The 23,430-nt window shown below is 68.5% G+C and carries 21 protein-coding genes; all 21 read left to right on the top strand.

All coding sequences use genetic code 11. From position 1 onward, the window contains the following. The first annotated feature begins 24 nt into the window (after window positions 1-24). Window positions 25-453: an SCO2097 family morphological protein gene (locus NA12_RS30415; protein ID WP_067459344.1), complete on the top strand. Its 429-nt coding sequence runs from the start codon at window positions 25-27 to the stop codon at window positions 451-453. Between the two features lie 401 nt (window positions 454-854). Then, complete coding sequence (mraZ, locus tag NA12_RS30410; RefSeq protein WP_056816815.1) at window positions 855-1,286, top strand: division/cell wall cluster transcriptional repressor MraZ; 432 nt, start codon at window positions 855-857, stop codon at window positions 1,284-1,286. 150 nt (window positions 1,287-1,436) lie between these two features. Next, window positions 1,437-2,480, top strand: coding sequence for a 16S rRNA (cytosine(1402)-N(4))-methyltransferase RsmH (rsmH, locus tag NA12_RS30405; protein ID WP_067459341.1), 1,044 nt, complete (start codon window positions 1,437-1,439; stop codon window positions 2,478-2,480). After that, complete coding sequence (gene ftsL / locus NA12_RS34795) at window positions 2,477-3,361, top strand: cell division protein FtsL (protein ID WP_067459338.1); 885 nt, start codon at window positions 2,477-2,479, stop codon at window positions 3,359-3,361. The genes rsmH and ftsL overlap by 4 nt, the downstream gene beginning before the upstream one ends. Next, window positions 3,358-5,235: a peptidoglycan D,D-transpeptidase FtsI family protein gene (locus NA12_RS30395; protein ID WP_067459335.1), complete on the top strand. Its 1,878-nt coding sequence runs from the start codon at window positions 3,358-3,360 to the stop codon at window positions 5,233-5,235. Before ftsL ends, NA12_RS30395 begins: the two co-directional genes overlap by 4 nt. Window positions 5,236-5,439: 204 nt before the next feature. Then, window positions 5,440-7,029 (top strand): UDP-N-acetylmuramoyl-L-alanyl-D-glutamate--2,6-diaminopimelate ligase, encoded by a 1,590-nt coding sequence (locus tag NA12_RS30390; RefSeq protein ID WP_067459332.1) that lies wholly within the window; start codon window positions 5,440-5,442, stop codon window positions 7,027-7,029. Then, window positions 7,026-8,519 carry a UDP-N-acetylmuramoyl-tripeptide--D-alanyl-D-alanine ligase gene (locus tag NA12_RS30385; RefSeq protein WP_067459329.1) on the top strand — a complete coding sequence of 498 codons (1,494 nt, stop codon included), beginning with the start codon at window positions 7,026-7,028 and terminating at the stop codon, window positions 8,517-8,519. The genes NA12_RS30390 and NA12_RS30385 overlap by 4 nt, the downstream gene beginning before the upstream one ends. Beyond that, a complete protein-coding gene (gene mraY, locus NA12_RS30380; RefSeq protein WP_067459326.1) occupies window positions 8,516-9,592 on the top strand; it encodes a phospho-N-acetylmuramoyl-pentapeptide-transferase in 1,077 nt (358 codons plus the stop codon). The genes NA12_RS30385 and mraY overlap by 4 nt, the downstream gene beginning before the upstream one ends. A gap of 50 nt (window positions 9,593-9,642) precedes the next feature. After that, complete coding sequence (murD, locus tag NA12_RS30375) at window positions 9,643-11,079, top strand: UDP-N-acetylmuramoyl-L-alanine--D-glutamate ligase (RefSeq protein ID WP_067459323.1); 1,437 nt, start codon at window positions 9,643-9,645, stop codon at window positions 11,077-11,079. Window positions 11,080-11,149: 70 nt separating this feature from the next. After that, window positions 11,150-12,616: a putative lipid II flippase FtsW gene (gene ftsW / locus NA12_RS30370; protein ID WP_067459363.1), complete on the top strand. Its 1,467-nt coding sequence runs from the start codon at window positions 11,150-11,152 to the stop codon at window positions 12,614-12,616. A 55-nt stretch (window positions 12,617-12,671) separates the two neighbouring features. Further along, entirely contained in the window at window positions 12,672-13,787 is a 1,116-nt protein-coding gene (gene murG / locus NA12_RS30365) for an undecaprenyldiphospho-muramoylpentapeptide beta-N-acetylglucosaminyltransferase (protein ID WP_067459321.1), read from the top strand. Further along, window positions 13,784-15,298, top strand: coding sequence for a UDP-N-acetylmuramate--L-alanine ligase (gene murC, locus NA12_RS30360; protein ID WP_067459318.1), 1,515 nt, complete (start codon window positions 13,784-13,786; stop codon window positions 15,296-15,298). Before murG ends, murC begins: the two co-directional genes overlap by 4 nt. Before the next feature lie 8 nt (window positions 15,299-15,306). Next, window positions 15,307-15,984, top strand: coding sequence for a cell division protein FtsQ/DivIB (locus tag NA12_RS30355; protein ID WP_067459360.1), 678 nt, complete (start codon window positions 15,307-15,309; stop codon window positions 15,982-15,984). A gap of 160 nt (window positions 15,985-16,144) precedes the next feature. Continuing rightward, window positions 16,145-17,401 carry a cell division protein FtsZ gene (gene ftsZ / locus NA12_RS30350; RefSeq protein WP_067459315.1) on the top strand — a complete coding sequence of 419 codons (1,257 nt, stop codon included), beginning with the start codon at window positions 16,145-16,147 and terminating at the stop codon, window positions 17,399-17,401. Between the two features lie 209 nt (window positions 17,402-17,610). Continuing rightward, entirely contained in the window at window positions 17,611-18,342 is a 732-nt protein-coding gene (gene pgeF / locus NA12_RS30345; protein ID WP_067459313.1) for a peptidoglycan editing factor PgeF, read from the top strand. A gap of 37 nt (window positions 18,343-18,379) precedes the next feature. After that, on the top strand, window positions 18,380-19,114 hold the full coding sequence (locus NA12_RS30340) for a YggS family pyridoxal phosphate-dependent enzyme (RefSeq protein WP_067459310.1): 735 nt from the start codon (window positions 18,380-18,382) through the stop codon (window positions 19,112-19,114). Window positions 19,115-19,220: 106 nt separating this feature from the next. After that, on the top strand, window positions 19,221-19,976 hold the full coding sequence (locus tag NA12_RS30335; protein ID WP_067459307.1) for a cell division protein SepF: 756 nt from the start codon (window positions 19,221-19,223) through the stop codon (window positions 19,974-19,976). 89 nt (window positions 19,977-20,065) lie between these two features. Continuing rightward, on the top strand, window positions 20,066-20,368 hold the full coding sequence (locus tag NA12_RS30330; protein ID WP_067459304.1) for a YggT family protein: 303 nt from the start codon (window positions 20,066-20,068) through the stop codon (window positions 20,366-20,368). A 60-nt stretch (window positions 20,369-20,428) separates the two neighbouring features. After that, window positions 20,429-21,286 carry a DivIVA-like cell division protein Wag31 gene (gene wag31 / locus NA12_RS30325; protein WP_067459301.1) on the top strand — a complete coding sequence of 286 codons (858 nt, stop codon included), beginning with the start codon at window positions 20,429-20,431 and terminating at the stop codon, window positions 21,284-21,286. An 89-nt stretch (window positions 21,287-21,375) separates the two neighbouring features. Then, window positions 21,376-21,576: a hypothetical protein gene (locus NA12_RS30320; protein ID WP_067459298.1), complete on the top strand. Its 201-nt coding sequence runs from the start codon at window positions 21,376-21,378 to the stop codon at window positions 21,574-21,576. 278 nt (window positions 21,577-21,854) lie between these two features. Continuing rightward, a partial coding sequence (locus NA12_RS30315) for an isoleucine--tRNA ligase (protein WP_157106424.1) occupies window positions 21,855-23,430 on the top strand: 1,576 nt, incomplete at its 3' end.

The raw sequence follows: 23,430 nt of genomic DNA, 5'->3' as shown, positions 1-23,430 counted from the left end.
ACGCCTAGTGCCGGGGGAGGTACCGTGCCACTCTCCGAGCACGAGCAGCGCATGCTCGAACAGATCGAGAGCGCTCTCTACGCTGAGGACCCGAAGTTCGCGTCGTCCGTCCGCGGCGGACGTCTTCGATCCACGTCGAGTCGACGCAGACTCCAGGCTGCGGCATTGTTCGCCGTCGGCCTCTTTCTGCTCGTCGCCGGCATCGCCGCCCCGTTCAAGCCGGGCGGTTTCCCGATCATCAGTCTCGTCGGATTCATCGCCATGTTCGGCGCTGGTGTCCTGTTGATGATCGGCAACTCGCGTCGCGCCGCCCGACCGGACGCGACCGAGTCTCCCGCGGCGGGCAGCGGCCCGACCACGGGGCATCCCGCCCGAGGCGGCCGCCAACGCAAGTCCGGCGGCTTCTCCGAGCGTATGGAAGACCGATTCCGACGACGGTTCGAGCAGGAGTAGCTCAGACCTAGCCGGTACGAGAGCGGCGCCACATCCGTCACGGATGCGGCGCCGCTTTCGCGCGTTCATGGGTCGGTGCCCACGCCGAACACGAGGCCAGGGCGGTTCCCCCACCTTCCCCACCGCTCCCCACACTTCCCCCACCCGGTCGCTCGACCGACCTCGCACCTGCGATGTTTGCTGAACGTTGTCGGAACGGGCGGTGGCCGACCCGCGCGGGTTGCTCGAACACGGGATAACCGCGAATCTCAGTGATAGCTGAGATGACCTGCGGAATTGCGTTGGCGGGGAGCAGGATCACTCAGAGTTTCGATTGAAAGTGGGGGAAAGTGGGGTAATGTGGGTCGCGCACTACAGGAGAGGCCGTACGGCGAGGTGAATCCAGTAGGGAGGTGGCCGAGATGTTCCTCGGTACCTACACCCCCCGATTGGACGACAAAGGGCGGCTGACGTTGCCTGCGAAATTTCGAGACGATCTGGCGGGAGGGTTGATGGTCACGAAAGGCCAAGACCACAGCCTGGCCGTGTACCCGAAAGACGAGTTCACCGCGCTCGCGCGGCGAGCCGCGTCGGCGTCCCGAAGTAACCCGCAGGCAAGGGCTTTCGTCCGAGCGCTGGCAGCAGGCACCGACGAGCAACGCCCGGACGCGCAGGGCCGGATCACGCTGTCGCCGGACCATCGGCGCTACGCGAACCTCTCGCGGGATTGTGTGGTGATCGGTTCGGTCGACTTCCTCGAGATATGGGATAAGCAGGCGTGGGAGACCTACCTCGAAGAACACGAGGAGGACTACGCGCAAGCCGGAGACGAGTCGCTGGGCGGAATCTTCTGACCCGAAGCACGCGAGTGCTGCGAGGCCTCTGCCCGGGCGTGGACCCTGACGTACTTCCCCGACGCCAGGTGCCTTGCCCCGGTCAGAGACCTCGAAGCATTCGCATCACACACTCGTTGGACAAGCACTCATTCGAAAGCACTGTGTGGCATGGCGACCCGTCTGCGACGCGAGGCAGTATCCCGGGAGGTCGAGGTGAACCATGACGCCGAGAACCCCCGTCATGTGCCGGTTCTGCTCGAGCGCGCCGACGATCTGCTCGGCCCCGCGCTGAGCGAGCCGGGCGCCGTCTACCTCGACGCGACCCTCGGATTGGGCGGGCACGCAGAGCATTTCCTGCGCACCTATCCGCAGGCACGGCTGGTCGGTCTCGACCGCGACACCACCGCGTTACGCATGGCGGGTGAGCGCCTGGCGCCCTACGCCGACCGGATCACGCTGGTGCACACGCGCTACGACGGCATTCCCGCGGCGCTGGCCGAAGCCGGACTCGACGAAACAGGTTCCGTATCGGGCATTCTCATGGACCTCGGGGTGTCGTCGATGCAGCTCGACGAGGCCGAGCGCGGCTTCGCCTACTCCGTCGACGCGCCCCTGGACATGCGGATGGACCCGACCACCGGGATCACCGCGGCCGACGTGCTCAACACCTACAGCCACGGCGATCTCGCCCGGGTGCTGAAAACCTATGGCGACGAGCGGTTCGCGGGCAAGATCGCCTCGGAGGTGCTGCGCAGGCGGGCGGTCGTGCCGTTCACCACCAGCGCCGAGCTCGTCGAGGTGCTCTACGCGACCATTCCGGCCGCGGCGCGCCGCACCGGCGGACATCCGGCCAAGCGTTCGTTCCAGGCGCTGCGGGTGGAGGTCAACGGTGAGCTCGACTCGCTGCGGGCGGCCTTGCCCGCGGCACTGGATGCACTGCGTGTGGGCGGACGGATCTGCGTCATGTCGTATCAGTCGCTCGAAGACCGGCTGGTCAAACACGAACTCGCACCACGGATCGTCTCCCGGTCACCGATGGATCTGCCGGTCGAACTGCCCGGCATGGGACCGGAATTCCGGATGCTGACCCGTGGAGCGGAAAAAGCGACCGAGTCCGAGATCGAGGTCAATCCGCGATCCGCGCCGGTGCGGATGCGCGCGGCCGAACGAATCGCGGAGAGGTCAGGGAGGACACAGGAAGGGACACGATGAGCGTGCGGACGAGCACAGTCGCGGTGCCGAGCAAGACGGCCCGGCGCGTCGAGGCGGCCGAACGAGTCAAGTCCGGTGCGGCACAGCGGGCCTACGCCCGCAAGCACACCAGGGAACAGCTGCTCGATGGCATCGAACTGCCCGAACGGGCCTCGACGATGGCGGGGCGGATCCCGTTCGTCACCGCCATCATCGGAATGCTCGGCTGCGGCCTTGCCCTGACCCTGTTGCTCACCACCCGTGCCGCCGAGGACAGCTACCAGCTGGGTGACGCCAGGGCGGTCAACCGCAAGCTCGACGACGAGCGGGCCGCGCTGCAGCGCGAGGTCGCCGCCGCCGACTCCGCTCCCGAATTGGCCGCTCGCGCAAGGGAACTCGGGATGATCCCCGCGAAGGATCCGGCCCGGCTGATACTCGGCGCCGACGGCGAGGTCACCGTGATCGGGAACCCGACGCCCGCGCAGGGCGCGCCGGTGCCGCCGCTGAACGGTCCGCCGACCACCGCCCCGACCCCGGCGCCGGGGCACGCCCAGGCACAGGGTGAGCGGGTGGTGCCGGTGCAGCCGGGCGCGGCCACCGCGAGTCCGAGCCCGCGGGCCACTGTGCCCGCGTCCCCCACCGTGAACGCGCCGCAGCCGACGGCCGCTCCGGCTCCGCTCGCCCCGGCGACTGTCCCCGCTCCGGCGAACGGTCAGGCGCCGGCATCGGCGAACGGTGAAGTCCTCGCCGCGGAGGGCGGCGGCGCCCCGGCTCCGCTCGCCCCGGCGACCGTGCCCGATCGCGTCGACGTCGCAGGTCAGGGTGAACCGCTGGTCGCGGCCGACCAGCCGCCGCCGAGCGAGCAGCCACGAGTCGTCGAATCACCTGACGGTCCTCGATGAGGCAGAGCGGGCCCGCGTCGCAGCAGCGACGCGGGCCGGTCTCGTCGAGAGGCCGCCGCGCGGGCTCGCTCTCTCCGGACCGGCCGATCCGCCTTCGTCTCGGCGTCGGCCGGGTCACCCTGCTGGCCACGTTGGCCGTTGTCGCGTTGCAGCTGCTCTACATTCAGAGTCTCGCCGCGCCGGCGTTGTCGGCTCAGGCGGCCTCGCAGCGCACCATCAAGGCCACCGAGGCGGCAGTGCGTGGCCCCATCACCGACCGGCACGGCAATCAGCTCGCCTTCACCCTCACCGTGAAAGCCCTGACCTTCCAGCCGGTGACGGTGCGTGAGCAACTGGCCGAAGCCAAGAAGCTCAAGCCAAGCGCGCCGGACCCGGAGCAGCGGCTGAAGGACATCGCGAAGTTCATCCACGACAAACTCGGCGCACCGACCGAGCAGGAACTGCTCGATAAACTGCGCAGCGACAAGAAGTTCCACTACCTGGCAAAGAACGTCGATCCGCGCGTGGCCGCCGAGATCACCGCCAAGTTCCCCGAGGTCGGCGCCGAACGGCAGGACCTGCGCGAGTACCCCGGCGGCTCGCTGGCGTCCAATGTCGTCGGCGCGATCGGCGGCGACCGACACGGTCAGATGGGGCTGGAATCGGCACTGGACTCGGTGCTGTCGGGGACCGACGGTTCGCGCACCTACGACCAGGGTTCCGACGGCGCGGTGATCCCCGGCAGCTACCGTGACCTGCAGCCCGCGGTGAACGGCTACGGCGTCGAGCTCACGCTCGACGCGGACCTGCAGTACTACGTCCAGCAGCAGGTGCAACAGGCCAAACAGGTATCCGGCGCGTCGTCGGCCTCGGCGGTGGTGCTCGACGCCAAAACCGGCCAGGTCCTCGCGATGGCCAACGACGGCACCTTCAATCCCGCACTCGGCCCGAATCATTGGGCCTCGGGCAAGATGGGCAACCCCTCGGTCTCCGAACCCTTCGAACCCGGTTCGGTTAACAAGATCGTCACCGCGGCGGCCGCCATCGAATACGGCGTGACCACCCCCGACGAGGTGCTCCAGGTGCCGGGCTCGATCCGCATGTCGGGTGTCACGGTGAACGACGCGTGGCAGCACGATGTGGCGCCCTATACGACCACCGGCATCTTCGGGAAGTCGTCCAATGTCGGCACTCTCATGCTCGCCCAGCGGGTGGGGGAGGACCGGTTCGCCGACATGGTCACCCGCTTCGGGCTCGGCCGGCGCACCGGCGTCGGTCTGCCCGGCGAGAGCGGCGGCCAGGTACCCGCCCGCGACCAGTGGTCCGGCGGTTCCTTCGCGAATCTGCCCATCGGCCAAGGCTTGTCGATGACGACCCTGCAGATGACCGCCATGTACCAGGCCATCGCCAACGACGGCTTGCGCATCCCCCCGCGCATCGTCAAGGCCAAGGTCGCCCCCGACGGCACCCGCACCGAGGAACTGCAACCCGACGGCGTCCGCGTGGTCAGCCCGCAGACCGCGCACACCCTGCGCGAGCTGTTCCAGGCGACCGTGCAGAAGGACCCGATGGGCGTCCAGATGGGCACCGGCCCGTCCGCGTCGATCGAGGGGTACCAGGTGGCGGGTAAGACCGGCACCGCCCAGAAGGTGGACCCCGCGTGCCGCTGCTATTCGACCTCGGCGTTCTACAGCACGTTCGCCGGGATGGCGCCCGCCGACAACCCCCGCTATGTGATCGGGATGATGCTCGACGCGCCCGTCCGCAGCTCCGACGGCTCCGGTGGCGGCTCGGCCGCACCGCTGTTCCACAGCATCGCCTCCTGGGCGTTGCAGCGCGACCGGGTACCGCCCTCACCGGAGTCCAAGCGGCTGGTGCTCGAGGCGGTGTCATAACAGGTGGTGCCGCGGTTCTCGGCTCCTGGTCGCCCGCCTCTTCCCGCCGTCGCAGCACTGGTTCGTAGCAGCCCGCGCTCGGTCCGGAGGTGGGCGGGCCGAGAACACATTTAACTCAACCCGCGTTGTCCGACCGACACCGCGCGTCGGTAATCTGACTGCTCGTCTCGCCCACGCGCTCGATCACTCTCAGAGAGGAGCCTTGTGCCCGCGCAGTCCAGCCCGCACGCGCTCCGGCCAATCACTCCGTTGTCGACATCGCTGCAGGCCGTGGCGGACCTCACCGGTGCCACGTCGGTCACCGTGTCGTCTGCCGAGGTGACGGTCACCGGCATCGAGCAAAGATCCAACGCGGTGCGTGCCGGTGACCTGTTCGCCGCGCTGCCCGGCGCGAACGCGCACGGTGCCCGATTCGCCGCCGACGCGATCGCCAACGGCGCGGTCGCGGTGTTCACCGATGCCGCGGGCGCCGAGTTGATCGGCGATGTCGCGGTACCTGTGCTGGTGCGCGAGCACCCCCGCGCGGTGCTCGGCGAACTCTCGGCCGAGATCTACGGCCACCCCAGCGACCGGCTGCGCATCGTCGGCATCACCGGCACCTCGGGCAAGACCACCACGTCGTATCTGGTGGAAGCGGGTCTGGTCGCGGCCGGGCTGTCCACCGGTCTGATCGGCACCATCGAGACGCGGATCGGTGGGCAGCGGGTGCCCAGCGCGCTCACCACGCCCGAGGCTCCGCAGCTGCACGCGATGTTCGCCGCGATGGTCGAGCAGGGCGTGGACGCTGTCGTGATGGAGGTGTCGAGCCACGCGCTCGCGCTGGGCCGGGTCGACGGGGTGCGGTTCGCGGTCGGCGCGTTCACCAATCTGTCCCAGGACCATCTCGACTTCCACGCCGACTTCGAGGACTACTTCGCCGCGAAACGTCGGCTCTTCGACGCGGATTCGCCGGTCGCCGCGCGCACCGCGGTGGTCTGCGTCGACGACGAATGGGGCACCCGGCTGGCCGCGGACCTGGTCGAGCCGGTCACCGTCTCGACCACTGGCGCGGCCACCTGGCAGGTCAGCGGTGACATCAAGACCACCGGTGGCGAACAGGAATTCACCGCCGCCGGACCCGACGGCGAACTGACGGTGCGCCTGCGTCTGCCCGGCCGCTACAACGTCGCCAACGCACTGCTGGCCGTCGCCACCTGCGCCGCCGCGGGCGTCGACCCGGCGGTCGCCGCGCCCGCGCTGGCCGTCGTCGACGTGCCGGGCCGGATGCAGCGCGTGGAGCGCGGCCAGGACTTCCTCGCTGTCGTCGACTACGCGCACAAGCCCGCCGCGATCGAATCCGTGGTGACCACCCTGCGCGGGCACCTCACCGACGCGGGCACGGGCAGGCTGGCTGTCGTGCTCGGCGCCGGTGGCGACCGTGATGTGGCCAAACGCCCCCTCATGGGCGCCGCGGCGGCCCGCGCCGACCTGGTGATCGTCACCGACGACAACCCGCGCACCGAGGACCCGGCCGCCATCAGGTCCGCCGTGGTGGCCGGTGCGCACGAACTTCCGGCCACCGAGCGCGGCGAGATCCGCGAGATCGGTGACCGTGCGGCGGCCATCGCCGCCGCCATCGCCTGGGCGCGGGCGGGCGATGTGGTGCTCGTCGCGGGCAAGGGCCACGAGGCGGGCCAGGAGATCGAGGGCGTCAAGCATCCCTTCGACGACCGCGAGGTGGTCGCGGCGACGCTGGATGCCCTGCGGAGACGACACAGTCCGCACACGGACTCGGAGGACTTGACGGTTTCATGATCGAAATGACACTGCGGGAGATCGCGGACGTCGTCGGCGGCGAGCTGCACGACGTCTCCGACCCCCAGGCACTCGTGACCGGTTCGGTCGAATTCGATTCGCGCCGAATCGGTTCCGGCGATCTGTTCCTCGCCCTACCCGGCGCCAACTCCGACGGCCACGACTACGCGGGGACCGCGATCGCCGCCGGGGCGGTCGCGGTGCTCGCGGCTCGCCCGGTCGGCGTGCCCGCCATCGTCGTCGCACCGGACCTCGGTTCGGTTCCGGCGACCTCGGTCGCGCTGAGCTCCGACGAGGACGGTTCCGGCGCGGCGGTTCTCGCCGCGCTGGCCGAGCTGGCGCGCGTGAGCACCGAGCGGCTCGCCGAGCGCACCGGACTCACCGTCGTCGGCGTCACCGGTTCCTCGGGCAAGACCTCGACCAAGGATCTCCTCGCGGCGGTGCTCGCGCCGCTGGGCGCGGTGGTCGCGCCGCCCGGTTCGTTCAACAACGAACTCGGCCACCCGTGGACGGCACTGCGCGCCGGCCCCGACACCAGGTTCCTCGCACTGGAACTGTCCGCGCGCGGCCGTGGGCACATCGCCGCGCTGGCCCGCATCGCGCCGCCGAGGATCGGCGTCGTGCTCAATGTCGGTACCGCCCACCTCGGTGAATTCGGTAGCCGCGAGGCGATCGCGCAGGCCAAGGGCGAGCTCGTCGAGGCACTGCCCGCCGAGGGCCTGGCCGTGCTCAACGCCGACGACCCGAACGTCGCGGCCATGGCGTCGCGGACGAGCGCGCGCGTGGTGAAGGTCGGTCTGTCCGGCGACGCGGACATCCGCGCCACCGATGTGCGCACCGACGACCAGGCCCGCGCCCACTTCACCCTGCACGCGCGCGGTGCATCGATTCCGGTGCGACTGGCTGTGCACGGCGAACACCAGGTCGGCAACGCACTGGCCGCCGCGGCCGTCGCCCTCGAATGCGGCGCCGACCTGGCGACGGTGGCAGCGGCGCTGTCCGGTGCCACCGCGGCCTCGGTCCGCCGGATGGACGTGACGACCACCCCCACGGGCGTCACCGTCATCAACGACTCCTACAACGCCAACCCCGACTCGGTGCGCGCGGCCCTCAAAGCGCTGGTCACGCTCGCGAAGTCGGCCGACGAACCCCGGCGCAGCTGGGCCGTGCTCGGTGAGATGGGCGAACTCGGCGACACCTCGGTGATCGAACACGACGCGATCGGACGCCTGGCCGTGCGCCTCGACGTCGACCGATTGATCGTGGTCGGCACCGGACGACCCTCCCACGGCATGCACCAGGGAGCGGTAATGGAAGGCTCATGGGGCGAGGAATCGATTCTCGTTCCCGATATCGACGCGGCGATCGCGCTGCTCGACGACGAGATCGCCGCAGGCGATGTGGTACTGGTCAAGGCGTCGAAGGCGGTGGGTCTGTGGGCCGTCGCCGAGCACCTGACCGGGGCAGCGGAAGGTAATACAGCTCGATGAGGCAAATTCTGTTCGCGGCGGGGATCGCACTGGCGGTGTCGATCCTGCTGACGCCGTTGCTGATCCGAGTTTTCGCCAGGCAAGGCTTCGGTCAGGAGATCCGGGTCGACGGCCCGGCCAGCCACCAGGCCAAGCGCGGTACTCCCACCATGGGCGGCGTCGCTATCCTGATCGGCATGTGGGCGGGCTATCTCGGCTCGCACCTGATCGGCATCGGCTACAACGCGGAAGGCCCTACCGCGTCGGGTCTGTTGGTGCTCGGCCTCACCACCGCGCTCGGCATCGTCGGTTTCCTCGACGACTTCATCAAATTGCGCAAGCAGCGCAACCTGGGATTGTCGGCCGCCGGAAAGTACATCGGCCAGATCGGCTCCGCGGTCATCTTCGCTGTCCTCGTGCTGCAGTTCCGTGACCAGAACGGACTCACACCGGGCAGCAAGCAGATCTCCTACGTGCGCGACATCTCCACGGTGGCTATGGGTGCGCTGGTGTTCGTGGTGTTCGTATGCCTGCTCGTGGTGGCCTGGTCGAACGCGGTGAACCTGACCGATGGCCTGGACGGTCTCGCGGCCGGGTCGATGAGTTTGGCGCTCGGCGCATACGTGATCATCACGTTTTGGCAGTACGACAAGGCGTGCTCGACCGATCCGGGCCCCGGCTGCTATGACGTGCGTGACCCGCTCGACCTGGCGTTGGTGTGTGCAGCCGCGGCTGCCGCGTGCATCGGTTTCCTGTGGTGGAACGCCGCGCCCGCTAAGATCTTCATGGGTGATACCGGGTCGCTGGCGCTGGGTGGTCTGCTGGCCGGTCTGTCCGTCACCACCCGCACCGAGTTGCTGATGGTCGTTATCGGTGCGCTGTTCGTCGCGGAGGCGGCCTCTGTGGTGTTGCAGGTGGCGGTGTATCGCACCACTCGCAACCGATTGTTCAAGATGGCGCCTTTCCATCACCATTTCGAGTTGAGCAAGTGGGCCGAAACCACAGTGATCATCAGATTCTGGATTCTGGCAGGCATCGCCGCGGCCGTGGGTCTCGGGCTGTTCTACAGCGAATATCTTTCCCAGGTCGGGTGAGGACGGACATGGTCGAACACTCGCCCCGCGCCCTGCGTTCCCCGGGCCCGATGCTCGAATTCCTGCGTGGACGTGACGTTCTCGTCGCCGGTTGGGGTGTCTCCGGACGCTCGCTGATCGAACCGCTGCGCGATATCGGCGCCCACCCCGTGGTCACCGACAGCGGCGCCAAGGCACTCGCCGAGGCCGCCGAACTCGGACTCGAGATCGCCACCACTGTCGAGCTCGAAAGGGCCGATCTGAGCCGGTTCGCGCTCGTGATCACCAGCCCGGGCTGGCGACCGGATTCACCGGTGCTGGTCTCGGCGGTCACCGAGGGCGTGCCCGTCTGGGGCGACGTCGAATTCGCCTGGTGGGTCGATCAGGCCCGCATCTACGGCCCGGTCCGCAAATGGCTGGTGATCACCGGCACCAACGGCAAGACCACCACCACCCAGATGACGCACTCGATCCTGCGCGCCGCCGGCATCGCCAGCGTGGCCTGCGGCAATATCGGCCTGCCGATCCTGGACGCGCTGCGCCGCAACCCCGGTCCGCAGGTCCTCGCCGTCGAGTTGTCCTCCTTCCAGCTGCACTGGGCGCCGTCGGTGCGACCGGAGGCGGGCGTCGTGCTCAATGTCGCCGAGGACCACCTGGACTGGCACGGCGGTCTCGATGCCTACGCCGCCGCGAAGGCGCGCGCGCTGACCGGTCGCGTCGGCGTCGTCGGGCTCGACGACCCGGTCGCCGGTTCGCTGGCCCGTAAGGCCAAGGCGCGGCGCACGGTCGGCTTCCGGATCGGTGTCCCCGCCGACGGTGAACTGGGTGTGGTCGACGGCAAGCTCCTCGATCGTGCCTTCACCAAGGCCGCGATCCTCGCCGAGACCAGCGACATCAGCCCGCAGGGACCCGCGGGCATCGCCGACGCGCTGGCCGCGTCCGCGCTGACCAGGGCCATCGATGTGGCGCCGCAGTTCGTCAAGGAGGGCCTGGCCGAACACAAGGTCGGTCCGCACCGCACCGCGTTCGTGCGCGAGCTGGGCGGTGTCGAGTTCATCGACGATTCCAAGGCCACCAACCCGCACGCCGCGCGCGCCGCCATCATGGCGCACCCGCAGGTGGTGTGGGTGGCGGGCGGCCTGCTCAAGGGCGCCGGTGTCGACGATCTGATCGAAGAGATCGGTGACCGGCTGGTCGGCGCGGTGTTGTTCGGGGCCGACGCGCCGGTGATCGCCGCCGCGATGGCGCGACACGCACCCGAAGTCCCGGTCATCGAGCTGGATGCGGGAGACGATGCAGACATGGAGTCGTCGAGATCGCAGCGAGCCGAGGCGGTCATGGGCCGCGCGGTGCGCGCCGCGGCGGGTCTGGCTCGCGCCGGAGACACCGTCCTGCTCGCGCCGGCGGCCGCTTCCCTCGACATGTACGACGACTACACCCACCGCGGACGCTGTTTCGTGGATGCGGTGACGGCACTGGAAGATGGTGACATCGGGCGGGCGCTGTGACGACGCTGCCGCGCCCGGCGCGCACGTCACCGCGCGAGAGGGGGGCAGCGTGATCAGGAGCCGGGGCAGCGTGGACGACAGCCGGGTCGGCAAGGGCCAGGCGAGTACCAGCCGCAAGAGCTCGGGACAGCCGAATTGGGCGGGGGAGCGCTTCGGCGCCTGGTTGGCCCGGCCGCTCGCGTCGTTCCATCTGATCGTCACCATCGCGACCCTGCTCACCGTGCTGGGCCTGGTGATGGTGCTGTCGGCCTCGAGCGTCGAAGCCTACGCCGGTGGCGGTTCGGCCTACTCGTTGTTCATCCAGCAGGCCATGTTCGCCGGGCTCGGCGCCATCGCCTTCTATGTGGCGCTGCGGTTGCCGCTGCGGCTGTTGCGGCAGTGGTCGTTTCCGATCTTCAGCATCTCGGTGCTCGCGTTGATGCTGGTGCTCATTCCCGGCATCGGGTCGGCGCACGGCGGCGCGCGACGCTGGTTCGACATCGGACCGCTGTCGATCCAGCCGTCGGAAGTGGTCAAGGTGACCCTGGTCGTGTGGGGCGCGCACCTGCTGGCCTCGCGCCGTGGCGCGGCGCTCAAGGACATCCTGGTGCCGTTGGTGCCCTCGGGTCTGCTGGTCTGCCTGCTGGTGGTGCTCGAACCGAACCTGTCGACCACGATCGCGCTGGGCATCGTGCTGATGGCGCTGCTGTGGTTCGGTGGGCTGCCGGTGCGGTTGTTCGTCGGGATCATGGTGACCGGCGTGGTCGCGGCGTCGGTGCTGGCGCTGTCGGCCGGGTATCGCTCCGATCGGGTGCGCGCGTTCTTCAACCCCGGTGACGATCCTCAGGGCGCCAATTATCAGGCGCGTCAAGCCAAGTACTCCCTCGCCGACGGCGGCATCTGGGGCCGTGGCCTCGGCCAGAGCCGCGCGAAGTGGAGCTACCTGCCCAACTCGCACAACGACTTCATCTTCGCCATCATCGGCGAGGAACTCGGCTTCCTCGGCTGCATGCTGGTCCTGGCGCTGCTCGCGCTGTTCGTCTACGCGGGCATCCGCATCGCGTTGCGTTCGGTCGATCCCTTCCTGCGCCTGCTCACCGCCACCGCCACCACCTGGATCACCGCGCAGGCGCTGATCAACATCGGCTATGTCGTCGGGCTGCTACCGGTGACCGGTCTGCAGTTGCCGTTGGTCTCGGCCGGTGGTTCGTCGCTGGCGATCACGCTGTTCATGTTCGGCATCATCGCCAGCGCCGCCCGGCACGAACCGGAGGCGGTGTCGGCGTTGAAGGCAGGCCAGGACGGCAGGCTCAGCAGACTCCTGCGACTGCCGGTGCCCGAGCTCTACACCCCACCCGCGCCACGGAAAGTCGCGCCGCGCGCCAGAACCGAACGCCCACGTCAGGCCCCTCGCCGCCAGCCGCCCGCCGACCGCAGGCGACGCGCGCCCGAAAGTCGCGGCACGAGTTCGCTACGGTCGACACGAGCATGGGAGCCGACCTACCCGATGCCACACCGGCCGGCGAAACGACGGACCGGCGGAGGCGGCGGCGCATGAGCGCGCAGGCTTTCGCGAGATCGATTCGAGACGACAGAGAACGAGGTAGATCCAGGTGAGTAACCCGCGACCCGGGTTGTCGGTGATCGTCGCAGGCGGAGGAACCGCAGGCCACATCGAACCCGCGCTGGCTGTCGCCGACGCGCTGCGCAGACTCGACGGCTCGATCCGGGTGACCGCCTTGGGCACCGAGCGTGGACTCGAGACGAAACTGGTGCCCGACCGCGGGTACCCCCTGGAACTGATCCCGCCGGTGCCGTTGCCGCGCAAGCCCTCCGCCGACCTGCTGCGGTTGCCCGGCCGGGTGCTCGCGTCGGTCAAGGCGACCAGGGCGGTGATCGACGACGTGCAGGCCGACGTGATCATCGGGTTCGGCGGGTATGTCGCGTTGCCCGCCTATCTTGCCGCGCGCGGCGGGCTGTTCGGTCGCCGACGCACAGTGCCGGTGATCGTGCACGAGGCCAACGCGAAGGCCGGGATCGCCAACAAGGTCGGCGCGAAGCTCGCGGCGAAAGTGCTCGCCGCCGTCGCGGATTCGGGGCTGGCGCACGCGCAGGTCGTCGGCATACCGGTGCGCGCGTCCATCACCGAACTCGACCGTGCCGCGCTGCGCGCCGAAGCTCGCGCGCACTTCGGACTGCCCGCCGAAGGGCCGGTGCTGCTGGTGTTCGGCGGTTCGCAGGGTGCGCGCAGCCTCAACGAGGCCGTCTCCGGGGCCGCGCCGCAGCTCGCGGCGGCCGGTGTGTCGGTCCTGCACGCGCACGGGCCCAAGAACAGCGTCGAGGTGAGCACCGCCGACGCACCCGCACCGTATGTGGCGGTGCCCTACCTGTCCCGGATGGACCTGGCCTACGCCGCCGCCGACGCGGTGGTGTGCCGATCCGGTGCGATGACCGTGGCCGAGGTGTCGGCGGTCGGCCTGCCCGCCTTCTACGTGCCGCTGCCGCACGGCAACGGCGAACAGGAATTCAACGCCAGACCCGTGGTCGCCCACGGTGGTGGCACAATTGTGGCCGATGCCGAACTGACCCCGAAATACGTGATCGATGAGGTGATTCCGCTGCTGCTCGACCCCGCCCGACTCGCGCAGATGAGCCGCGCCGCCGCAGGCGCAGGCCATCGCGACGCTGCCGACACGGTGGCCAGGATCGTCACCGAGGTCGCCCGATGAGCGAGCCGGGCCGCGAGATCGGGGAGTCCGCGAGTGCGGCGCTGCCCCCCGAACTCGAACGCGTGCACATGGTCGGCATCGGCGGTGCGGGCATGTCCGGCATCGCGCGCATCCTGCTCGCGCGCGGCGGCAAGGTCTCCGGTTCCGATGCGCGCGAGAGCCGTGGCGTGCTGTCGCTGCGGGCACGCGGCGCCGAGGTACGCATCGGCCACGCCGCCGACGCGCTCGACCTGTTACCCGGCGGTCCCACGGTGGTCGTCACCACCTACGCCGCCATCCCGAAGACCAACCCCGAACTGGTCGAGGCGAATCGGCGCGAGATCCCCGTGCTGATGCGCCCGACCGTGCTCGCCTCGCTGATGCGCGGGCACAAGACCCTGCTGGTCTCGGGCACGCACGGCAAGACCTCGACCACCTCGATGCTGATCGTCACGCTGCAGCACTGTGGCGCCGATCCGTCGTTCGCGGTCGGCGGTGAGCTCAACGAGGCGGGCACCAACGCCCACCACGGCAGCGGTGACATCTTCGTCGCCGAGGCCGACGAGTCCGACGGCTCCCTGCTGCAATACGACCCGGACGTCGCCGTGGTCACCAACATCGAATCCGACCACCTCGACTACTTCGGCACCGACGAGGCCTACACCCAGGTCTTCGACGACTTCGCCGACCGCCTCGCTCCCGGTGGCCTGCTGGTGGTGTGCCTCGACGATCCAGGTTCGCTCGCGTTGGCCCAGCGGGTCGCACCGCGGATGGCCGAACGCGGGATCGATGTCCTCGGTTACGGATCGGGCGATCTCACCGGCGCGCCGGTACCCGTCGGCGCTCGGCTGATCGACTGGCAGCCGCGCGATGTCGGTGGCATCGTCGAGTTCCAGCTCGACGGCGAGACCACCCCGCGCTCGTTGCGATTGTCGGTACCGGGCAGGCATATGGCACTCAACGCGCTGGCCGCGCTGCTGGCCGCCCGCGCTACCGGCGCCGATGTCGACGAGATCGTGCAGGGTCTGGAGGGATTCGGCGGCGTGCATCGCCGGTTCCAGTTCACCGGCCGGGAGAACGGCGTGCGCGTCTTCGACGACTACGCCCATCACCCCACCGAGGTCCGTGCCGTGCTCGAGGCCGCGGCGCAACTGGTCGCCCAGGAAGCCCGTGACGGCGCCCGCCTGCAGCGCGGCCGGGTGATCGTGGTGTTCCAGCCGCATCTGTACAGTCGCACCGCCACTTTCGCCACGGAGTTCGGCGCCGCGTTGAGCCTGGCCGACGAGGTGGTCGTGCTCGACGTCTACGGCGCCCGGGAAGACCCGCTGCCCGGCGTCAACGGCGCGCTGGTCGCCCAGTCGGTGACCGAACCCGTGCACTACCAACCGGATATGTCCAAGGTCGGCAAGCAGGTCGCCGGGCTCGCGGGCGACGGCGACGTCGTGATCACCATGGGCGCGGGCGATGTGACCATGCTCGGCAGCCAGATCCTCGACGGCTTGCGGGCCAAGCCGCAGCAGAGCGGCCGGTGAGATTGCCGATGCCCGCCGCGCGCGGGTGGCACGGCTACCGTCTCTGGACGGTGGTCGGGGTGGTTGTGGTGAGCCTGCTGGTGGTGCTGGCCTGGTTCACGCCGGTGCTGTCGGTGCGCACGGTGCGCGTCGACGGGCTGTCGGCGGTGCCGGAGACCGACGTGCGTGGGCGGCTCGAGATCCCGGATGGCCGTTCGATGTTGCGCATCGACACCACCGCGATCGCTCAGCGCGTCGCCGCGATACCCAAGGTCGGTTCGGTCCGGGTGCAGCGTAAATTCCCCTCGACAGTGCTCGTCACCGTCGTGGAGCGAACACCGGTGGTGTATTTCGAAGCTCCCGACGGCGCCCACCTGATCGACGCGGAGAGCGTCGAATTCGCGATCGAGCCCGAACTGCCCATCGGGGTGCCGAAATTGCTCACCGAGGGCTCGTTCACCGGGCCCGCGGCGACCAGGGCGGCGGTGGATGTGCTGGTCACCCTGCCGCCTGCCCTGTCGGTGCAGGTGGGCGAGGTTGTCGCACGGTCGATTTCGGACGTCTCGCTGAGCCTTCGCGATGGCAGGAAGGTAGTGTGGGGCGGCACGGGCGACGGCGAGCGCAAAGCTGCCGTCGTGTTGCCGCTACTGACCCGTGAGGGGACCGTGTTCGACGTATCGAGTCCTAATCTGGTCACGGTAAAGTGAGCGACATTCTTTGTGGCACAAGATTCTGGCTCTCATGTCGGCGCGCCTGCGCCGGGATCGCAGTGGCTGCGAATAGCGTTCCGCAGCAGTCGGATACTTGACATAACGCCAACCCTATGGTTGAGGTTGAGGGTTTAAGATCGAAGGAAGGCGAGAGCCCATGACGCCCCCGCACAACTACCTTGCAGTGATCAAGGTCGTCGGTATCGGCGGCGGCGGCGTGAACGCCGTCAACCGAATGATCGAACAGGGACTCAAGGGAGTCGAGTTCATCGCGGTCAATACCGACGCGCAAGCCCTGCTGATGAGTGATGCCGACGTCAAACTCGATGTCGGTCGTGAACTCACTCGCGGCCTCGGTGCCGGAGCCGATCCGGAAGTCGGCCGCAAGGCCGCAGAGGACCACAAGGACGAGATCGAAGAGGTGCTCAAGGGCGCCGACATGGTCTTCGTCACGGCAGGCGAGGGTGGTGGCACCGGCACCGGCGGCGCCCCTGTCGTCGCCAGCATCGCCCGCAAGTTGGGCGCCCTGACTATAGGGGTCGTCACCCGGCCGTTCTCCTTCGAGGGAAAACGGCGCGGGAACCAGGCCGAAGTGGGGATCAACCTACTTCGCGAGTCGTGCGACACCCTCATCGTCATTCCGAACGACCGGCTGCTGCAGCTGGGCGACGCGGCGGTGAGTCTGATGGACGCCTTCCGCTCCGCGGATGAGGTGCTGCTCAACGGTGTTCAGGGTATTACCGACCTGATCACCACCCCCGGCCTGATCAACGTCGACTTCGCCGACGTCAAGAGCGTGATGTCGGGTGCCGGATCGGCGCTCATGGGCATCGGCTCGGCGCGTGGCGAGGGTCGTTCGGTGAAGGCGGCCGAGACCGCGATCAACTCGCCGCTGCTCGAGGCCTCCATGGACGGCGCGCACGGCGTGCTGCTCTCGATCGCGGGCGGTTCCGATCTCGGGCTGTTCGAGATCAACGAGGCGGCCTCGCTGGTACAGGAGGCGGCCCACATCGAGGCCAACATCATCTTCGGTACGGTCATCGACGATTCGCTCGGCGACGAGGTGCGCGTCACCGTGATCGCCGCGGGTTTCGACGGTGGCGGCCCCGCTCGGCGGAGTTCGGAGTCCAGTGCGGCAACCAGCCGAACCGGGGCGAACCCGATCGGTTCCGGTCGCGCGGGCGAGATCGGCCAGAGCCGGACCTCCGAGGTGCCCTCGCGTCCCACCGAGCCCGCCACGGCCGGGGTGTCCGGTGGTCGGGCCGCGGCGCCGAACTACCGCGATACCGAGCGGTACCGGGAATCGGAGCGTCAGCGGGTCACCGAGGCGGCGATGAACCGCGTCAACAACCCGGAGGTTCGCGAAGGCGACGATGACGACGAGATCAACGTCCCGGACTTCATGCGTCGATAGACGCTCGCAGACGAAAGCGCCCGAACTCCTGTCGAGTTCGGGCGCTTTTCGCGCGGTAGGGGAATCAGTCCCTGGCCCTGCCGAGGCGGTCGGTGATCAACGGATCGTCGACCGCGAACCGTCGGCCGGGTGAGCTCCGCCCAGCGGCGCGAGCGAGGTCACTACGCGCGATGATCGGTAGACCGGGCGACCGCACTACCCTCGACTCCATGACTTCCGCACCTCCTACCGTGACTGTTCGCCGGGTGACCACCACCCGCGCCGGCGGCTTCTCCGCCGCGCCCTACGACTCGTTCAATCTGGGTGACCACGTCGGTGACGATCCGGAGGCGGTACGCCGTAACAGGATTCGGCTGGCCGAGGGCATCGGCCTCACCCCGGACCGGCTGGTGTGGATGGAGCAGGTGCACGGGCGCGCTGTCGAGATCGTCGACGGTCCGCGCGCCGAACCGGTGCCGGTAACCGACGCGCTGGTCACGACCGTGCCGGGACTGGCGCTGGTGGTACTCACCGCCGACTGCGTGCCGATCCTGCTGTCCGATGACGAGGCCGGTGTCATCGCCGCCGTCCACGCGGGCCGCGTCGGCGCCAGAATCGGCATTGTGCCGCGTGTCCTGGACGCGATGGTCTCGGTCGGCGCCCGAGTGGACCGCATCGGCGCCTTCCTCGGCCCCGCCGCCTCCGGCCGCCAGTACGAGGTCCCCGCTGCGATGCGCGCCGACGTCGAAGCGCACCTGCCCGGCAGCGCGACCACCACGGTCCGCAAAACCCCTGGTCTCGATCTGCGCGCGGGCATCCGCCGACAGCTCACCGAGGCGGGTGTCGCCGGAATAGCCGTTGACCCCCGCTGCACCATCGAGGACAAAACGCTGTTCAGTCATCGGCGCGGCGCCCCCACCGGCCGCATCGCCGGCGTGATCTGGATGGACCCCGCCGCGTGATGATCCGAGCCGCCCGCACGATCGCCGGAGAACGCGGATGACCCCGGAACCAGCGGCGGATACACGCGCCGCAGAGCTCTCGACCCGCCTCGATGGCCTGCTCACGCGCATCGACGCCGCCGTGCGAGCCGCGGGTCGCACGGCGGGTTCGGTGCGCCTGCTCCCGGTGACGAAGTTCTTCCCCGCCGCCGATGTCGCCATCCTGCACGCGCTCGGCCGCCGCGAATTCGGCGAGTCCCGCGAGCAGGAAGCCTCGGCGAAGGTCGACCAGCTGGCCTACGGGGATGTCGAATGGCACATGATCGGTCGTTTACAACGCAACAAGGCCCGCTCGGTCGCGCGCTGGGCGCACACCGTGGCCTCGGTGGACAGCGAACGCCTGGCAAACGCCCTCGATCGGGCCGCGCAGGACGCACTCGCAGCCGGTGAGCGTACCGCGCCGCTGGAGGTGCTGCTGCAGGTGAGTCTGGACGCCGACCCCGGACGCGGGGGTGTCGCACCGGCCGGCCTACTCGCTCTGGCCGACCTGGTAGCGAAGGCGCCCGGTCTGCATCTGGCCGGTCTGATGGCGATTCCGCCCCTTGACACCGCGAGTGATGTGTCGTTTGCGAATCTTGCGACATTGCACACTTCGCTGCTCGGGCAACACGCCGAAGCCACCGAGCTTTCCGCTGGTATGTCGGGTGATTTGGAGATTGCGGTCGAACACGGTTCGACGTGCGTGCGTGTCGGAACTGCCCTGATGGGCGCGCGACCGATAACCTCGGCGTAGCAAAGAAACCTCACCAGTCACATTCGACACATACGATTGGCTGCAGAGGCGCTGAGCAAGAACTTCAACACCCGGCCGCCACCGGGGCCGAAGGAAGGTCGACCAGATGAGTACCCTGCATAAGTTCAAGGCGTACTTCGGCATGGTTCCGCTCGATGAGTACGAAGACGACTACGTCGACGACCATGCCCCTCGCGGCGTCGAGGAGCGCGCGGGTCGCGCTCGTCCGCGCGGCTACGACCGCTATGCCGAAGACCGCTACGGCGCCGACCGTTTCGAGGACGAGGTCGACGACTTCCCGCAGCCGGCGTACAAGTCGGCCTACCCGGCGCGTCGCGACGACTACGTCGCCGACACCTACGCCGACGATCGCTACGACACGCCGCGTCGCCCCACCAGGATCGAAACGGCACCGTCGTCGGGCCGGTCCTTCCGGGCGGGCGGCGTCGCACCCGGTATGCGCGGCTCCACTCGTGGTGCGCTCGCGGTCGATCCCGACGCCGAGGAGCGCAGGCTGGAGGAGCGCATGCGCCCCGAGCCGGCGCCAGCGCGGCGTCCCGGGATCTTCGAGGACGGAGGTCCCTTGTCCAAGATCACCACGCTGCGTCCGCGCGATTACAGCGAGGCCAGGATCATCGGTGAACGGTTCCGTGAAGGGAATCCGGTCATCATGGACCTGGTCGATCTGAGCAATGCCGATGCCAAACGGCTGGTCGATTTCGCGGCCGGACTCGCGTTCGCGCTGCGTGGCTCGTTCGACAAGGTGGCGACGAAGGTGTTCCTGCTCTCACCCGCCGATGTGGACGTATCAGCGGAAGAACGCCGCCGGATCGCCGAAAACGGCTTCTACAACCAGAAATAGACAACGGACACCGCATACCGAGATGGCCGCCCGCGCACTGCGCGGCGCGGCCATTTTGCACCATGCCGATTTTGCGGCAGAGTGATGTCGTGGCCCTGTTCGCGGTTCTGTACCTGGTGCTTTTCATCTTCTGGCTGTTGCTCATCAGTCGGGTGATCGTCGAGTTCATTCGCAGTTTCGCGCGCGACTGGCGCCCGACCGGTGTGGTGGTGATCGTCCTGGAGGCGATCTTCACTGTCACCGACCCCCCGGTGAAACTGCTGAGGCGGTTGATACCTCCTGTGAATCTCGGGGGGATTCGTCTCGATCTTTCGATAATGGTCCTGCTCTTCCTCGTCTTCATCCTGATGTCGATCGTGGGTAGGCTCGGTCAGCCCGTGACCTCCGTGTGACATAATGAATCGAGTAGACCGCTTGCTAGTTCTCCAAAAGACGCGTGAAGGGATCATTCGATGCCGCTGACTCCCGCCGATGTGCACAACGTCGCGTTCAGCAAACCGCCGATCGGTAAGCGCGGCTACAACGAGGACGAGGTCGACGCCTTCCTGGATCTCGTCGAGCAGGAACTCTCGCGCCTGATCGAGGAGAACGCCGACCTGCGTCAGCGGGTCGCCGAACTCGATACCGAGTTGGCCGACGCCAAGCAGAACCGCGGACCCGCCCGGGTCAGCGATGCCAAGGCGCCCGTCCAGCAGGCACCTCCCCCCGCCCCGGAACCGGTGCCGCAGCCGGTCCAGGTCGCGCCCCCCGCCCCGATGCCCGTCGTGGCGCCGGTGCAGAACAGTGGCCCGGACGCGAACATGCAGGCCGCGAAGGTGCTCACCCTGGCGCAGGAGATGGCCGACCGCCTGACCACCGACGCCAAGACCGAGGCCGAGGGTCTGCTCTCGAACGCGCGAGCAAACTCCGAGCGACTGGTCGGCGACGCCCGCACCCGGTCGGAAGCGATGATCGCCGACGCGCGTCAGAAGTCCGACGCGATGCTGGCCGACGCGCAGAACCGTTCCGACACCCAGATCCGGCAGGCCAAGGACAAGGCCGAGGCGCTCACCGCCGATGCCGAGCGTCAGCACGCCGAGATCATGGCCACCATCACCCAGCAGCGCACGGTGCTGGAAAGCCGCATCGAGCAGCTGAAGACCTTCGAGCGCGAGTACCGCGTGCGCCTGAAGTCCTACCTGGAATCGCAGCTGGAAGAGCTCGAGAACCGTGGGTCGGCTGTGCCGGTCGACGGCGGCGAGTTCGCGGGCGAGACCAATGGTTCGGCCAACAGTCTGGCTCCGGCTTCCTTCGCCAAGGGCGGCAAGTAAACTAGTTTCCGAGTCGCGCGACGCAGCGCGTCGCGTGATTCGGGAATGCCCAGCTATCGTCGGGCTGCTCGGTTGGCTTGGGAGTCGCCATGCTCGTCTTGACGCTTGTTCTTGCGGCGATCGGCTTCGGACTGCTCGTCGCGGCGCTCGCCACCGGTTCGGTGGTGTGGGCGTGGGGGTGCATTCTGATCTGCGTTGTCGGTGCCGCGAGTTTGCTCGTGAGCGCGCTGGCCACCCGAAAACCCGAGAGCGAACCGGTTCCACCCGGCCGACACGCCCGGCGGAACTGAACGGGCGCGGAATATCGGCTGGACGCGCCCGGTTAGAATCGAACTACACACGGCGTTGATCCGGCCATCACCGGGGAGCTTTCGGAAGAACGGCGCGCACGCGCTCAGTAGAACCGAACGGGTGAGCCCGTCACAGCTCACACAACGAGAGGCCCGAACCCTCGCACCGAGTGGATCAGGCAAACGGGGTGGTACCGCGGTACGGCGCACCGGCGCCGACATCGTCCCCGTGCCCACATCTCGCGCCCACGGCGCGGCGGCACGAGGAGCAATCCGCGATGGCGGACGAGACAACTACCGGTAGCGCGTACCCCCGGGTCGATTTCGGTGCGGGTGCGGGCGCGACGTTCCCGGAGCTCGAAACCCGGGTGCTCGACTACTGGGCCCGCGACGACACCTTCCGCGCCGGCATCGACAACCGCGACGGGGACAGCGAGTTCGTCTTCTACGACGGTCCGCCGTTCGCCAACGGTCTCCCGCACTACGGGCACCTGCTCACCGGCTACGTCAAGGACCTGATCCCGCGCTTCCAGACCATGCGCGGCAAGAAGGTCGATCGCCGCTTCGGCTGGGACACCCACGGTCTGCCCGCCGAGATCGAAGCCGAGAAGCAGCTCGGCATCACCGACAAGGCCCAGATCGACGAGATGGGGCTGGCCGAGTTCAACGCCGCCTGTAAGTCGTCGGTGCTGCGCTACACCGGTGAGTGGCGCGACTACGTCACCCGGCAGGCCCGCTGGGTCGACTTCGACAATGACTACAAGACCCTCGACCTCGACTTCATGGAGTCGGTCATGTGGGCCTTCAAGTCGCTGCACGAGAAGGGCCTGATCTACCAGGGCTTCCGGGTGCTGCCCTACAGCTGGTACGAGCAGACGCCGCTGTCGAACCAGGAGACCCGCCTCGACGACGCGTACAAGATGCGTCAGGACCCCGCGGTCACCGTCGACATGCGCCTGAGCGTGCCCGCCGAGCATCCGTTCGCCGCGCTGGACGGCGCGAACGCGCTGATCTGGACCACCACGCCGTGGACCCTGCCGTCCAACCTGGCGATCGCCGTGCACCCCGACGTGCGCTACGTGCACGTGCGCGGCGCCGACGACAAGCGCTACGTGCTTGCCGCCGAACGTCTTTCGCACTACAGCCGCGAACTGGGCGAGGAGCCGGAGGTGCTCGGCGAATACGACGGTGCGGCCCTGGCCGACCTGTCCTACGCCCCGCCGTTCGACTTCTTCGTCGGCCACCCGAACTCGCATCGGGTGCTCACCGCCGACTACGTCACCACCGACTCCGGTACCGGAATCGTCCACCTCGCACCGGCTTTCGGTGAGGAGGACATGGACGTGGCCACGGCCAACGGTATCGAGATCGTCCAGCCGCTGGATCCGGCGGGCAAGTTCACCTCGATGGTGCCGCCGTACGAGGGCCTGATGGTCTTCGATGCCAATCCGGTGATCATCAAGGATCTCAAGGCCGCCGGGAAGCTGCTGCGGCACGAGACGATCGAGCACTCCTACCCGCACAGCTGGCGGTCGGGCCAGCCGCTGATCTACATGGCGGTGCCGTCGTGGTTCGTCGCGGTCACCAAGTTCCGTGACCGGATGGTCGAGCTGAACCAGCAGATCACGTGGGTGCCCGAGCACATCCGCGACGGCCAGTTCGGCAAGTGGCTCGAAGGCGCGCGCGACTGGAACATCAGCCGTAACCGCTACTGGGGCAGCCCGATCCCGGTGTGGGTCTCCGACGACCCGGCCTACCCGCGCGTGGACGTCTACGGTTCGCTCGACCAGCTCGAAGCCGATTTCGGCGTGCGCCCCACCGACCTGCACCGCCCCTACATCGACGACCTCACCC

Source organism: Nocardia alba NBRC 108234 (genome assembly GCF_001612665.1).
GTDB lineage: Bacteria > Actinomycetota > Actinomycetes > Mycobacteriales > Mycobacteriaceae > Nocardia > Nocardia alba.
Note: the sequence above shows the minus strand (reverse complement) of the source record. Positions and strands in the feature narration are given on the sequence as shown.

Bases quoted from the DNA above. Each gene is read 5' to 3' on its own strand.
- pgeF (WP_067459313.1), top strand. From the start codon at position 17,611: ATGACTTCCGCACCTCCTACCGTGACTGTTCGCCGGGTGACCACCACC.
- NA12_RS30385 (WP_067459329.1), top strand. From the start codon at position 7,026: ATGATCGAAATGACACTGCGGGAGATCGCGGACGTCGTCGGCGGCGAG.
- mraZ (WP_056816815.1), top strand. From the start codon at position 855: ATGTTCCTCGGTACCTACACCCCCCGATTGGACGACAAAGGGCGGCTG.
- NA12_RS30320 (WP_067459298.1), top strand. From the start codon at position 21,376: ATGCTCGTCTTGACGCTTGTTCTTGCGGCGATCGGCTTCGGACTGCTC.
- ftsZ (WP_067459315.1), top strand. From the start codon at position 16,145: ATGACGCCCCCGCACAACTACCTTGCAGTGATCAAGGTCGTCGGTATC.
- murD (WP_067459323.1), top strand. From the start codon at position 9,643: ATGCTCGAATTCCTGCGTGGACGTGACGTTCTCGTCGCCGGTTGGGGT.
- murC (WP_067459318.1), top strand. From the start codon at position 13,784: ATGAGCGAGCCGGGCCGCGAGATCGGGGAGTCCGCGAGTGCGGCGCTG.
- wag31 (WP_067459301.1), top strand. From the start codon at position 20,429: ATGCCGCTGACTCCCGCCGATGTGCACAACGTCGCGTTCAGCAAACCG.
- NA12_RS30335 (WP_067459307.1), top strand. From the start codon at position 19,221: ATGAGTACCCTGCATAAGTTCAAGGCGTACTTCGGCATGGTTCCGCTC.
- NA12_RS30355 (WP_067459360.1), top strand. From the start codon at position 15,307: ATGCCCGCCGCGCGCGGGTGGCACGGCTACCGTCTCTGGACGGTGGTC.
- rsmH (WP_067459341.1), top strand. From the start codon at position 1,437: ATGGCGACCCGTCTGCGACGCGAGGCAGTATCCCGGGAGGTCGAGGTG.
- NA12_RS30340 (WP_067459310.1), top strand. From the start codon at position 18,380: ATGACCCCGGAACCAGCGGCGGATACACGCGCCGCAGAGCTCTCGACC.
- ftsL (WP_067459338.1), top strand. From the start codon at position 2,477: ATGAGCGTGCGGACGAGCACAGTCGCGGTGCCGAGCAAGACGGCCCGG.
- NA12_RS30395 (WP_067459335.1), top strand. From the start codon at position 3,358: ATGAGGCAGAGCGGGCCCGCGTCGCAGCAGCGACGCGGGCCGGTCTCG.
- mraY (WP_067459326.1), top strand. From the start codon at position 8,516: ATGAGGCAAATTCTGTTCGCGGCGGGGATCGCACTGGCGGTGTCGATC.